General features: G+C 57.3%; 11 protein-coding genes and 1 pseudogene. 5 read left to right on the top strand and 7 right to left on the bottom strand.

What is annotated here, in order from left to right; genetic code table 11:
• Positions 1–118 precede the first annotated feature (118 nt).
• The 3 genes and pseudogenes from ATHL_RS17585 to mgrA all read left to right on the top strand — a co-directional run.
• Positions 119–334, top strand: a pseudogene (locus ATHL_RS17585) (Rdx family protein); the annotation flags it as partial.
• Positions 331–1,317, top strand: a complete 987-nt coding sequence (trpS, locus tag ATHL_RS17580; RefSeq protein ID WP_062196421.1) for a tryptophan--tRNA ligase — start codon at positions 331–333, stop codon at positions 1,315–1,317. The pseudogene ATHL_RS17585 and the gene trpS, both read left to right, overlap by 4 nt.
• Before the next feature lie 69 nt (positions 1,318–1,386).
• Positions 1,387–2,376: an L-glyceraldehyde 3-phosphate reductase gene (gene mgrA, locus ATHL_RS17575; RefSeq protein ID WP_062196420.1), complete on the top strand. Its 990-nt coding sequence runs from the start codon at positions 1,387–1,389 to the stop codon at positions 2,374–2,376.
• Positions 2,377–2,438: 62 nt separating this feature from the next.
• Here mgrA and ATHL_RS17570 read toward each other — a convergent pair whose 3' ends face one another.
• The 6 genes from ATHL_RS17570 to ATHL_RS17545 form a co-directional block, all read right to left on the bottom strand.
• The gene (locus ATHL_RS17570; RefSeq protein WP_062196418.1) at positions 2,439–3,809 is read right to left on the bottom strand and encodes a family 4 glycosyl hydrolase; all 1,371 of its coding nucleotides are present in this window, start codon (positions 3,807–3,809) and stop codon (positions 2,439–2,441) included.
• A 20-nt stretch (positions 3,810–3,829) separates the two neighbouring features.
• Positions 3,830–4,888: a uroporphyrinogen decarboxylase family protein gene (locus ATHL_RS17565; protein ID WP_062196416.1), complete on the bottom strand. Its 1,059-nt coding sequence runs from the start codon at positions 4,886–4,888 to the stop codon at positions 3,830–3,832.
• Between the two features lie 24 nt (positions 4,889–4,912).
• Complete coding sequence (locus tag ATHL_RS17560) at positions 4,913–5,806, bottom strand: carbohydrate ABC transporter permease (protein WP_062196414.1); 894 nt, start codon at positions 5,804–5,806, stop codon at positions 4,913–4,915.
• Positions 5,807–5,809: 3 nt separating this feature from the next.
• Positions 5,810–6,775 carry a carbohydrate ABC transporter permease gene (locus tag ATHL_RS17555; RefSeq protein ID WP_062196412.1) on the bottom strand — a complete coding sequence of 322 codons (966 nt, stop codon included), beginning with the start codon at positions 6,773–6,775 and terminating at the stop codon, positions 5,810–5,812.
• Between the two features lie 99 nt (positions 6,776–6,874).
• Entirely contained in the window at positions 6,875–8,239 is a 1,365-nt protein-coding gene (locus ATHL_RS17550) for an ABC transporter substrate-binding protein (protein ID WP_062196410.1), read from the bottom strand.
• A gap of 161 nt (positions 8,240–8,400) precedes the next feature.
• Positions 8,401–9,156 (bottom strand): DeoR/GlpR family DNA-binding transcription regulator, encoded by a 756-nt coding sequence (locus ATHL_RS17545; RefSeq protein ID WP_062196408.1) that lies wholly within the window; start codon positions 9,154–9,156, stop codon positions 8,401–8,403.
• Positions 9,157–9,473: 317 nt separating this feature from the next.
• Here ATHL_RS17545 and ATHL_RS17540 point away from each other — a divergent pair, with 317 nt between their 5' ends.
• A complete protein-coding gene (locus ATHL_RS17540) occupies positions 9,474–10,781 on the top strand; it encodes an amidohydrolase family protein (protein WP_062196406.1) in 1,308 nt (435 codons plus the stop codon).
• A gap of 27 nt (positions 10,782–10,808) precedes the next feature.
• The gene (locus tag ATHL_RS17535; RefSeq protein ID WP_062196405.1) at positions 10,809–12,437 is read left to right on the top strand and encodes an alpha-amylase family glycosyl hydrolase; all 1,629 of its coding nucleotides are present in this window, start codon (positions 10,809–10,811) and stop codon (positions 12,435–12,437) included.
• A 34-nt stretch (positions 12,438–12,471) separates the two neighbouring features.
• Here the strand turns inward: ATHL_RS17535 and ATHL_RS17530 are convergent, their stop codons facing one another.
• Positions 12,472–13,194, bottom strand: a complete 723-nt coding sequence (locus ATHL_RS17530) for a Mut7-C RNAse domain-containing protein (RefSeq protein ID WP_062196403.1) — start codon at positions 13,192–13,194, stop codon at positions 12,472–12,474.
• Positions 13,195–13,223 lie beyond the last annotated feature (29 nt).

The raw sequence follows: 13,223 nt of genomic DNA, 5'->3' as shown, positions 1-13,223 counted from the left end.
CTTCTCCCTGTGGATGATGCCGGCCAGAACCCCACCGGCTTCTATATTATAATTACACTCAATCCTTTGGGAGGAAAAGCTCATGTGGTCCATTGAAATTACTTATTGCACGGTCTGACACTACACCGAACGCGCTGCCGGTCTGGCAGCAGAGTTGCTGAAAGCATTCGAGCCCGAGATCGCCCGGCTCACGCTCATTCCGTCTGATGGTGGCCGGTTCGAAGTGGTGGTGAACGGCCAGCTCCTTTATTCCAAGTTAAAAACCGGGCGTCATGCCAACCCGGGCGAAGTGGTTGAGTTATTCAAAGCCTTGCTTAAGAAAGGGAACTTATGACAAAAAAAGGTCGTGTTTTTTCGGGGGCTCGCCCCACCGGACGCCAGCATCTGGGAAACTACCTGGGAGCCATCCAGAACTACGTCGCTCTGCAAAAAGAATACGACTGTATCTACTGCATTGTCGATGTTCATGCTCTTACTACCCTCGAAACCACGCGCGATATCAAGAACAACACCTACGAGATGGCTCTCGACTGGCTGGCCGCTGGCATCGACCCGCGAGAATCCATCGTCTTCATTCAGTCCCATGTCCCTCAGGTAATGGAACTGTTCACCATCCTCTCCATGGTCACGCCTCTGGGAAAGCTCACCGATCTGCCCACCTTTAAAGAAAAAGTGCGCATGCAGCCGAACAACGTCAACCTGGGGCTGGTAGGTTACCCTGTGCTTATGACCGCCGACATCGTCCTCTATAAAGCCGACCTGGTGCCGGTGGGGATCGATCAGGCTTCGCACGTCGAGTTTGCCCGCGAAACGGTGCGATCTTTTAATTTCCGCTACAACACCAGCGTCCTCAAAGAACCCGATATCAAACTCACCGAGGTGCCCAAAGTAATCGGCACCGACGGCCAGCAAAAGATGAGCAAGAGCCTGAACAACCATATCGAGCTTGCCCTGACCCCCGAAGAAACCGAAAAAGTGGTCATGACCATGGTTACCGATCCGGCCCGCAAACGCCGCAGTGACCCCGGTAACCCCGATGTGTGCAATGTTTTCAGCATGCACAAGGTGTTCTCCAGCCCGGAAGAAGTGGCCATGATCAATCTCGAATGCCGACGGGCAGGCATCGGCTGTGTGGACTGTAAAAAGCTCTTCGCTAAAAACCTCAATGCTCATCTGGCTCCCTTCCGCGAGCGCCGCGCCGCCCTGGCACAGAACCCGGATGACATTCTGGACGTGCTCCGCGATGGTGAACGCCGGGCACGCGTCATCGCAGAGCAGACCATGGCTGAAGTCCGCGACGCCATCGGCCTGCCCTGATTAACCGGGGGGTTCCCCCGCCTTGCCGGTTTCTTCTGGAACCGGCCTCACTCCTCAGGAGGTACTGATATGCCATACGTCGCATCCGAAAACCGTTACGAGGGTATGATCTACCGGCGCTGTGGACGCTCGGGGCTCAAATTACCCGTGATCTCTCTGGGGTTATGGCACAACTTCGGTGGAGATCATCCCATCGAAAACTCCCGCGCCATGCTCTGCCGCGCCTTCGACCTGGGCATCACCCACTTTGACCTGGCCAACAACTACGGCCCCCCCGCTGGCTCAGCCGAGGAAACCTTCGGCCGGGTGCTCAAAGATACCCTCGCCCCCTATCGCGACGAGCTGATCATCTCTACCAAGGCCGGTTATTATATGTGGCCCGGCCCCTATGGAGAATGGGGCTCGCGCAAGTACCTCATTGCCAGTCTCGACCAGAGCCTCAAACGCATGGGGCTGGAATATGTGGATATCTTCTACAGCCACCGCCCCGATCCCGAAACCCCGCTCGAAGAAACCATGATGGCCCTGGATTATGCCGTGCGGAGCGGGCGGGCGCTTTATGTGGGCATTTCCAATTACTCCGCAGAGATGACCCGCCAGGCGGCCCAGATCCTTCGCTCGCTTGGCACCCCCTGCCTCATTCATCAGCCCTATTACAACATGTTTGGCCGCTGGATCGAAGACGGCCTCACTACCGTCCTCGAAGAAGAGGGCATTGGCTGCATTCCCTTCTCCCCGCTTGCCCAGGGATTGCTCACCAACCGCTATCTGGAAGGTCTTCCTCCCGATTCGCGGGCTGTGGCCGATGGTCGCTTCCTCACCCCCGATTCGATCACCCCGGAGAAAATCGCCAAGGTGCGCAAACTTAACGAGCTGGCCGTTGCCCGCGGGCAAAGCATGGCGCAAATGGCCCTCGCCTGGGTATTGCGCCTGCCCCAGGTAACCTCCGCCCTGATCGGCGCAAGCCGGGTAAGCCAGATCGAAGACGCCGTCGGCGTGGTCAACAACCTCACCTTCAGTGCTGAAGAACTGGCCCGGATTGATGAAATCCTGGCCTGATTCTCTTCAGCCGTTATAAGGCAGAAAAAAAGCGGGGCAAACGTGTGTTTGCCCCGCTTTGATTACGACCAGTGAAGGGTTTCGCGCTGTGCGGCCAGCAGGTCATCGGCCAGCTTCACCGCCACCTCCGGTGAGGATACTCCCCCATCAAGGATCAGAGCCTGGATGAACTTCTCCCGGCTCCGTTCCAGCGCCGCCTCGACCACCGTCTCTACCCACTGGAAGCGCGTGGCCAGGGTACCAGCAATGGCGGGCGGCAGAGGGGGCAGCGCCACCGGGTGAAGGCCACGAGAATCGGTAACGGCGGGTGCTTCTACCACCGCTCCCAGAGGCAGGTTGGGCACCTGCCCCGTGTTGGGTAAATTGGCCGAATACAGCCGCGGGGTGTTGGAGCGAATCGCCTGAATGATCTCCAGCGCCTGTTCATGCTCGCCCGAAAGCCGCTCAAAGTAATCCTCTGGAAGAGCTCCAGGCGCCTCTGCCTCTGCCTGCATTTCAGCGTATACCTGATCTCCCACAGCAATCGTCCCCTCAAAGGAGAACTCATCCACCCCCAGGGTCTTCCCGTAATAAGCCCCGGTGCGGAAGAACTGCGGAAAGAATTCAGTGACGTGCCGGTCGAGCGGTGCCGGAAAGGCCCCAAACCACTTCAGACATTGCCAGCTAAAAGGATGCTCCAGCGACGACTCGAAGGGGCTGCCACAGTGCGGCATGGGCTGTCCGGCGGCATGAGCCGCTTCAGCCTCAGCCAGCCGGGCCAGCACCCCATCGGCAATGGCATGCAGGCGCGGCATGGCATCCTGACCATCTACCTGCACCTCGGTAAACCAGGTGAGATGGTTGATGCCCACTGCCGTGTACGCCAGGTTCTCCAGCTTCACCCCCAGCAGGCTTGCAAGGAAGCGCGCTGTGTCAACCGTCCCGTGGCACAGACCTATCAACCGGGCGCCTGTGGCCTTTATCACCCCCCGGCAGACCGCTGCCATGGGGTTGGCATAGTTAATAAACAGTGCATCCGGTGCCAGGTCGAGTACATCGCGAGCAATTTCCACCATCGCCGGGATCATGCGCAACGCACGCGATGTGCCCCCCGGCCCAACCGTATCTCCCACCGGATAATACAGCCCATATTTGCGCGGCACGAAGACATCCTGCTCCCAGGCGCGCCTGCCCCCCACCCCAATGGTGGTTATCACAATGGTGGCCCCTCGCAAAACCTCTCTGCGTTCCAGAGCGGCGCTCAGACGAAGAGGCGCCCCAGAAGCGGCGATCATTTTCTCGGCCAGCCCGCTGGCCGTCCGTAAAGCCACCGGGTCAATATCCACCAGGGCCAGCTCGCCCCGCATTCCTGTATGAATCAGGTCGCTGACCAGCCCCCGGGTAAACATGGCGCTCCCGGCTCCGATCAGGACAATCTTCTCTTCCAATGTCATGCAAACCTCCCGTTTAAGACTTACCACTCCCGCCCTTCGTACGTTGCCAGCGCCCGTCCGATGGCCGTGAAGGTTTTCTCGAAGTGCTCGAAGGGGAAATCCTCTGTACACCCCATCACCAACCGTCCGCCAGGGGCCGATTCCTCCAGTAACCCCAGGGTGTAGTTAAAAATCACCTCTTCTTCTTCCAGGAACATCCCCGCGGGGAAATTCACCCAGACCACTTTGTCGGGCCAGGCGGCCTTGGCCTCCACCACACTCAGGTCACCTCCCGGCGGTGGGGTAAAGGCCTCGATCACCGGCAGGGCAGTTCGCGCCAGGCACTTGACCAGCGGGCGGTTAGAACCGTCGTAGTGCGCAATGGGAATCTTCCCCGCAGGTCGCAGCACCTCCAGCGCCCGTGCATAGGTTGGCGCAAGGTAGCGCTCAAAAAGGCGCGGCGAAATGATCGTTCCGGTGACGTTATCGCCAAACCAGATGATCTCCGCCGGGCTTTCAGCGGCGATCTGCATCTGCTGCATATACAGCCCTGTCAGTGCATCGAGAAGAGCTTCAAATTCTGCCGTGTGTTCATAGATACCCTCAGCAAGCCCTTCCACGCCCATCCAGTTCACCATGAGCGTCATAATCGGCACCGGCATGATCTCACCCACCACAATCCCGGCTTCTCCCATCTCGCGGTCTGCCTCGATCCACGGAGCATAATCCGGCTCGCAGAGCGTATGCCTGAAAAGGTACTCCACCGCGGGATAATCCTGCACACCTTTAATGAAATATTCCCGAATCCACAGACTGCCATATCCCTTTTCACGGATGGCCCTCTGGGTGAGGGTGCCCACCGGGGTTTCGATCACCGTATGGTAAATGGTCTCTCCACCTTCCAGGGTGGTTTCTTCACGGATGGAAGCCCCCGAAACCACCTCACGGAAGATACGCCGCGTGCCCATCAGGCTCAGGCCCTTTTCCTGCAGGCGGCGTGAGGCCTCATTCTGTGGCACCAGCCAGGCGTAACAGTTCCAGGGGATACGGTCTGCCATCCCGCCACGGAGCACGGTAAGCAGGCGTTCGCGTCGATTCATGGACACACCTGTTCTCCTGATGGTTTATTTGAAGCCCGTAAGGGCAATACCGCGCACAATCCAGCGCTGGAAGAAGAAGTAAATCACCACGATGGGTAAGATCACCAGCACCGAAGCCGCCATGGTCAGGTCAGCGCGTGAACCATGCTGTGAGTTGTACCAGGTGAGCATGATGGGCAGGGTGCGCTTTTCGGTGGTGGTGATGACAATCAGCGGCCAGAGGTAGTCGTTCCACGTGCCCATGAACTGGAAAATGCCCAGGGTGGCCAGCGCAGAACCCATTTGCGGCAGGATGATGCGATAGTAAATCCCGAATTCTGAAGCACCATCAATCCGCGCCGCGTCGATCAGTTCGGAGGGAATTCCTTCGATAAACTGACGCATCATGAAGATGCCAAACGCGCTCGTCGCACCGGGAACAATCAAACCCAGCAGAGAATCGGTAATTCCCAGGCGCACCAGCACCAGATAGAGCGGGATCATCGTCACCTGGAAGGGAATCATCATCGTGGCCAGAATGAGCGTGAAGAGCACATTCTTCCCAAAGAATTGATACTTGGCAAACACAAACCCCGCCAGCGAGCTGGTAAAAAGCACCATCGTTACAATGCTGAAGGTAACGATGACACTGTTCATGTAAAAGCGCCCCAGCGGCACGCGCGGATCGTTAAAAATGGTGAGATAACTGTTGAGAGTGAATTTCTCCGGGATGATCGTAGGCGGCATGCGCACGATCTCCGTAGCCGATTTGAAGGACGTACCCAGCATCCAGAGGAAGGGAATCAGGGTGTAAATGATCCCGACGGTCAATACCAGATACACCAGCACCTGCCCCAGTGTGACATGGAGACCTGTTTTCGCCGGAGCGGTGCCGGTGGTTTCTTTCAAAAGTGTTTGGGGTTTTCCAAGAACAGCCATGGTTTAGTACTCCCAGTCTTTACGCAGCAGTTTGAGCTGGATGAGCGTGGTGATCATGATGATCAGGAAGAGCACCATCGCCACCGTAGCCGCCAGCCCCATTTCCTGATAGCGGAACGCTGTCTCGTAAATGTGCAACACCAGCACGCGCGTCAGGTTGGCCGGCCCACCGCGGTTAGTCATCACGAAAAAGAGCACAAATACCTGCCACGAAGAAAGCATGGTCATCACCATGACAAAGGTCAGCGTGGAGCGCAATAAAGGCAGGGTGATGTACCTGAAGCGCTGCCAGGCATTTGCCCCGTCCACCACCGCAGCTTCATGATACACATCCGGAATGCCCTGCAACCCTGCCATGAAAATGACGATGTTGTACCCCATATCCGACCATAGATAGGTGATCAGCACACAGATCATCGGCAGGGGAATACCCAGCACGCGGGTATTGGGATCGCTCAGCCATGCAAAGCCGTTGAATCCCAGCGCTCGCAATCCCAGGTTGAGCAGGCCAAAGGTAGGGTGATAAATCACCCCCCAGACGAGAGATACTGCCACAGCTGAAGTGACCGTGGGCAGAAAGTAAATGGTGCGGAAGAAGCTCTTAATCCGGCTGGAAACCGATTCGATCAACACCGCCAGGGGCAGGGTAACGATGAGGTTGAGCGGCAGGTAAAGCAGTGAGAAAATCAGAGTATTCTTCAGAGAAATCCGAAATAACTGCCCTGTGGGGGTGTTTGCAAAAAGGTCCAGGTAATTATTGATGCCAACAAACGGGTTGGCCCCTCCCAGACCAAGGAACCCTTCACCCGCCCGGGTGGGGCTGTAACGGAAGAAAGTAATGAGAATTCCCCAGACCATGGGCACCATGGTGAAAAACATCATGTAGACCATGATCGGCGTGAGAGTGACTCCGGCAAAAAGATGCTGTCGGCGAAACAGGCTGCCTTTTTTGGGTGTCGCAACCGCCATGCTGGCCTTCCTTTCCCTCTGGCCGCGCGGCGCGGCCAGGTAGCAAGAAAATCTGGGCGGGTTCCCTCTGGAACACCGCCCAGAAGTGAAAACGCAACGTTATCCCTGCAACTTCTGATCGATCATCGCATTGGCTTCATTGTTCATCAGCTGCATGGTCTCATCCACCGAGCGGGCGCCCTGCAAGCACTCGGTTATGCGGGTAGCTAGCACCGTGTACCAGATATAGTCACGATCCTGGAGGAAACCCACATAACGCCCCTGCGGGAGCACCTTCAGGCTGGGTCCAATCCAGTCGATGTCCTGAAGCAGGGTAGGATCCTCGGCGACCTCAATGAGCGCCGGGATGGTGCCCGTGGCTACATTCCACTGTCGGGCGTTGGCTTTATCCATCGTACAGAAGGCAGCGAACTTCCAGCATTCGTCAATTGCCTTGCTGTTCGGAGAAACCACCTTGCCCCAGCCAGAGTCAGCCGCAAATTTGCGCTCGGAACCGAAATGCGGGCAGGAGACGTAGCCCCACGGGTCGGCAAAATCCGGATAGTTGCGGCGCCCTTCGGGGACAATCCACGGCCCGATGAACCCGATGGCTACCAGCCCCTGGAAGAAGGACTCACCCACCCAGTTAGAGTTGGGGTTGAAGGTCATGGGGTCTACCACCTTATCCTTCACCGCCATGTCGTACATCCACTGTACGGTTTCTTTGGCCTGCGGACTGGTCAGGTTGAGATGCACCCCATCATTGGCAAAATATTCGCCGCCTTTCTCCAGAACACCTTCCCAGAAGAGGAAGCCCAGCCCATCCCCGTTGACAAAGTGGAACCCCGCCACCGTCATGGTTGGGCCGTCAAATTTCGTCATCTTCTTGGCATCGGCCACCAGCGCATCCCATGAGGGCCAGTCGGGTGGGTCTTTCACACCGGCTTCGGAAAACATGCGCTTGTTGACCAGCACAGCGCCGTTCTCCAGGTTGTATTCATTGGGCATTCCGTAAAGCTTGCCTTCCCACACGTAACCATCCAGCGGGGCGGCATAGAACAGCTCACGAGCCTTACCCAGCGTCAGCACACCCTCATCCACGGGCGCCAGAGTCCCCCCCTTGGCGTACGATTGCACCCAGCTGCCGAACATTTCGATAATATCGGCCTCATTTTTGGCCGCCATAGAGGTCTGGATGTTGGTAATGAAGTCGTTGTAGGGGAAGTTCTCGTATTTAATCTCGATGTTCGAGTTTAATTCCATGTAACGGGCCACCAGCTTTTCATTGGCGCCCACGAAGGACGGGTTTTGATGAGACCACATTCGCAGGGTGATCTTCTCTTTAGAGCCCGCATCGGGCTTGGGTTGTTCACCACCGGCAGGGGCCGGGGTGGCCGTCTGGCAGGCTGCCAGTGCCCCTCCCACCGTCGAAAGCGCCGCTACACGCAGAAAGTCACGGCGGGACATCGATTTCTGAGCAGACATTTCATCCTCCATTTCCGATTCAAAGACTCAAAATTAGAAGCACGATCTCGGTTCTGCTGGACGTAGATTCATTTCTCCTTCCGCTTCACCTCCTTCCAGGCATCCCCACCCCTTCTACAGGTCAGGGGACGCTTCTGCCCCAATGCAGGTCTCACTCCGCTTTAGACCATGATCATTTGCACACCCATTTGTTCAAGTTCAGTGATCATCGAAGGCGCCACGCGGTCATCGGTCACAATAACGTGCGCGGCGGTGACCGGCGCAACGAACACCGAACAAATCCGGCCAAACTTGGTGTGATCTGCCACCACAATCACCTGCGATGAAATATGAAGGATCTTCCGGTCTGTGAGAATCTCTGGCAGATAATCGTTGGTGAACCCCAGGTGAGGATCAATGGCACGCATTCCCATAAAGGTTTTATCGGCACGGAACTCATCCAGCATCTGTTCGGCAGGATGCCCCACCATCGAAAGCTCATCCGGGCGTAACATGCCGCCAATCACCACCAGGCTGATGTTCTTCCGGCCCGTCAATTCATTGATGACCGGCAATGAATTGGTGATCACCGTGAGGGGAATTTCAACCGGGAGATGGCGTGCCACCTCGAGCGCAGTCGTACCACTGCTGATGAAAATCGTTTCTCCGGGGTTGACCATCTGCGCCGCCCGCTGCCCGATGCGCCGTTTGATCTCGGCCTCTCGGGGCATGCGCTGAATGACGGGCAGTTCAGCCGTGCTCGCCTGACGGATCACTGCCCCGCCGCGTGTGCGCTGTAACCAGCTGCCGTCCAGCTCATCCAGGTCTCGCCGGATGGTAGCCTCGCTCACATTGAGCATGGCGCTCAACTCAGCCACCGTCGCGCGCTGTTGCTGTTCCAGGAGCTTGCGAATTTGAGCCTGTCGGTGAACTTTCATCGGGTGGACTCCCTTGCTGGATGAAGGGAAAGAGCAACTTACACCCTCAGTTTAGCATGATTCACGCAAAAATCAATAGGTTTCAATCATTTTCATGCATTCTATCAGGCATTTATGCCGCGCCTCACACGAAACACCTTTCGTTTACGTTCACTTTTGCTCATTCGTTTTCGTTTCGCCCGCCTCTTGAAAGGGGTCACCGACAGCCTTCCCGTGTCAATCGATGCAGAAAAGCATGACATTCAATGTTTAATCCTGTGGTTTAATACACATAGAACCAATCTCCCTCTCCGCATCAGACGAAAGTGCAGGCCCTTATGCGATCTCCCGCCCGTTGTTACGATGCATTGCGTGCCTACCTGGAAACCATCCCCCTCATCGACTGTCACGATCATTCTTCTCAGACCGGCCCCCAACCTTCCGATCCCATCCGCGCTGTCATCGACTGGTACATGCAGAGCGATCTGCACAGTGCCTCTTCCGATGCTGACATTCAAATCATTTTTGACTCTGCCCGCCCTCTCGAAGAACGCTGGCCGGTGCTGGAACGAGCCTGGCAGCGTACACGCTTCACCGGCTACGCCCAGGTTGTTCGCCGCGCCATGCGGCGGTTTTACGGTGAAGAAGAACTGACCCTGGCCGCACTGCGCCGCATCAGCGAAAAGATGATCGACTTCAGCGATGAGCGCAATTACCTCTCGGTGCTCGATCAGGCGGGCATACTCGTCCGGCTGGAGGACATCGGCGCCGCACCCGACGCCGCACGGGGAAAATTAAAACAACCCCCGCGTTCACGCCTGATCATCGGCCTTCCTCCGTACCACGCCATCACCAGTTATGAAGAGGTGCAGTCTAACGTTGCCCCGCTTGGCCTCACTGTCACCAGCCTCGATGAATATCTGGAAGCCTGCCGCACGCTCTTCACCCGCTGCAAAGAGGCCGGAGCAGTGGCCTTCAAAGATCAGTCGGCCTACACCCGCCCGCTCGACTACACCAACCCCACCCGTTCTGCCGCCGAAGAAGCCTTCAACTGGATCATGGAAGACCCCCGCAGACGCCTTTCTTATCCTGAAGGCAACCGCCCGCTGGGAGATTTCCTGTTCCACCAGTTCATGCGTATGGCGCGTGATCTTGACCTGCCGGTGCAAATTCACACCGGGCACATGGCCGGCATCCGTAACGAAATCACCAAAACCAACGCCGTGCATCTCACCCCGTTGATCGAGCTCCACCGTCAGACGCGCTTCGACCTCTTTCACGCCAACTGGCCCTATAGCGGAGAACTGCTTTTCCTGGCCAAAAATTACCCCAACGTGGCCATCGATTTTTGCTGGGCGAACATGGTCGATCCCATTTACTGCCAGCAAATGTTCGCGCAGGCCATTTCGAGCGTGCCGCACGCCAAAATTCATGGTTATGGCTCCGACCTCCCCGGAGATGCTCTCATCTGCGCCTGGGCCCACGCCGACCTGGCGCGCGACAATATCGCCATTGCCCTGGCCAACCTGGTAGAAATGGAATACCTCAACCTCGACGAAGCCAGAGAAATCGCCCGCGGATGGCTCTTTGAGAATGCCAATCAGTTCTTTGGTCTGCAATTGCAGCCTGAGGGTACAACCCTTTGATCCAATCTCACCTTAAGGAGTTCAAACATGCCTGTCTCTTCCTCAATCTCTTCCCGCCCTGCCTGGCTGGAAGACGCCGTCTTTTACGAGATCTACCCGCAAACCTTTTACGACACCAACGGTGATGGCATCGGTGATTTGCCCGGTATCATTGCCAAGCTGGATTACATCCAATCCCTGGGAGCCAATGCCATCTGGCTCAACCCCTGTTTTGAGTCCCCCTTCTTCGATGCCGGTTACGACGTGGCCGATTACTACAAAGTGGCTCCCCGCTACGGCACCAATGATGATCTCAAGCGCCTGTTCGACGAAGCCCACCAGCGCGGGATGCGCGTCCTCCTCGACCTGGTCGTCGGGCACACCAGCATCGAATGCCGCTGGTTCAAAGAATCCTGCAAGGCCGAGCGCAACGAATATTCCGACTGGTACATCTGGAACGACAATCCCTGGCGGTGGGATGAACCCGGCTTCCATGTCGTGCATGGGTATGCCGACCGCCACGGAAACTACCTGACCAATTTCTTCTACTCCCAGCCCGCCCTCAACTTTGGCTTCGCCCAGCCCGATCCGCAAAAGCCCTGGCAGCAGCCGGTAGATGCCCCCGGGCCTCAGCGCGTCCGGCAGGAAGTGCGCAACATCATGAAGTTCTGGCTCGACCTGGGCGCCGACGGCTTCCGGGTAGATATGGCCGGTTCTCTGGTCAAGAACGACCCCGGACAGGTCGAGACGGCCCGCTTCTGGCGTTCCATCCGTGACTGGCTGGACGTGGAATACCCTGAAGCCGTTCTCGTTTCGGAATGGAGCAACCCCCCGGTAGCCATCCGGCAGGCCGGTTACCACATGGATTTTCTCCTGCATTTCGGCAGCCGCGGCTACACCGCTTTGCTGCGTAAACCTTACGCCAGATGGCACGGCGATCCTTACAGCTTCCCCTTCTTCGATCGCTCCGGGCACGGCAACATTCGTGAATTCCTCGATGAGTACCTCGCCTATTATGAGCAAATTGCCGGGAAGGGCCATATTGCCATTCCTACCGGCAATCACGACATCAACCCCCGCCTGGCCAAGAACCGGGACTGGGACGATCTGGAAGTGTTCTATCTCTTCTTGATGACCTTCCCCGGCACGCCTTTTATCTACTATGGCGATGAGATCGGCATGCAAACGCTCGATCTACCCTCCAAAGAAGGGGGTTACGAGCGCACCGGATCACGCACCCCCATGCAGTGGGATGATTCTCTCAACGCGGGCTTTTCCAGCGCCCCCGCCAGCAAACTTTATCTGCCGGTCGATGAGACCCCCGGGCGCCCTACCGTGGCCGCGCAAGAAAAAGACCCCCATTCTCTGCTCAACCGCGTGCGCCGTCTGGTAGCTTTGCGCCACAGCCATCCTGCCCTCCAGGCCAGCGCTGACCTTCAAATTATCTATGCCGAAGGCGGCAAACTACCCTTCGTCTACCTGCGCACCCGCGGTGATCAGAAAATCCTGGTGGCCCTCAACCCTTCGGCCCAACCGGTGGAAGTGCTTCTGGAAGCCTCCCTGCTCTCGCAAGTGCAGCAGACCCTCTTCGGCCCGAAAGACGCCCTCACCCGCCATCCCCAGGGCTGGCTCCTCCGCCTGCCCCCTGTAAGCGGCATCGCCTACCAGATCGGCTGACATTTCATGAGGGGCAGCCCGGTGTGGCTGCCCCTCATGAGCCTTCTTGCAGAATTCGGTCAAGCCGGGCACGAATGCGCTCGTAATGAGAACCTTTCCAGTAAATTTGCCCGCATCCCGGACAGCGATGAAATTCGTCGTAGTACTGCCGGGTAAGCGGCTGCAGACGGTCGAGGATGGCCTCCTTTTCGACCGGCTCCAGCGGCGTATTACAACGCGGACAGCGCCGGAAAGGTTGAACGTACCCCGCCAGCTGAAACCGCCGCACCACTTCTCGCACCTGTTCCTCAGGCTTCAGACTGCGCACCCAGTATCCGCGTTCTACAGCCTTTCGCATGAGCAGACGGTGGTCGCGGGTGAGTAAAATGCGTTCGCCAGAGCTGGCAATTTCTGCCAGCTCCTCATCCTGAAAATCATTGCGGTAAAGGGCATCGAATCCGAGCAGGCGGAGCAACGCCGCCAGGCGGCCCAGGTGATTATCCAGCACAAAACGCGGTAAAACCGGCGGCTCCCTGCCCGCCGACGGCAAAGGTGGGAAGACCTCCAGGTGGTCACCGCTCCGCAACAGGGCATCGAGCGGCGCTTCTCTACCGTTAATCCGCACCTGACCCACCTCGGTATGGGGCACCCCCAGCGATTCAACCAGGTGTTTCACCGTCACCTGGCCGCGAAAACGCCGCCGGAACGGCCCATCACGGTATTCCGGTGGGAGCAAGACCGCCAGAGCCGGATCGAAAGATAACGTAACCCAGGGCATGGATTAATTTTATCCCATTCAAATGCTGG

Origin of the sequence: Anaerolinea thermolimosa (assembly GCF_001050195.2) — a bacterium.
Lineage (GTDB): Bacteria > Chloroflexota > Anaerolineae > Anaerolineales > Anaerolineaceae > Anaerolinea > Anaerolinea thermolimosa.
Note: the sequence above shows the minus strand (reverse complement) of the source record. Positions and strands in the feature narration are given on the sequence as shown.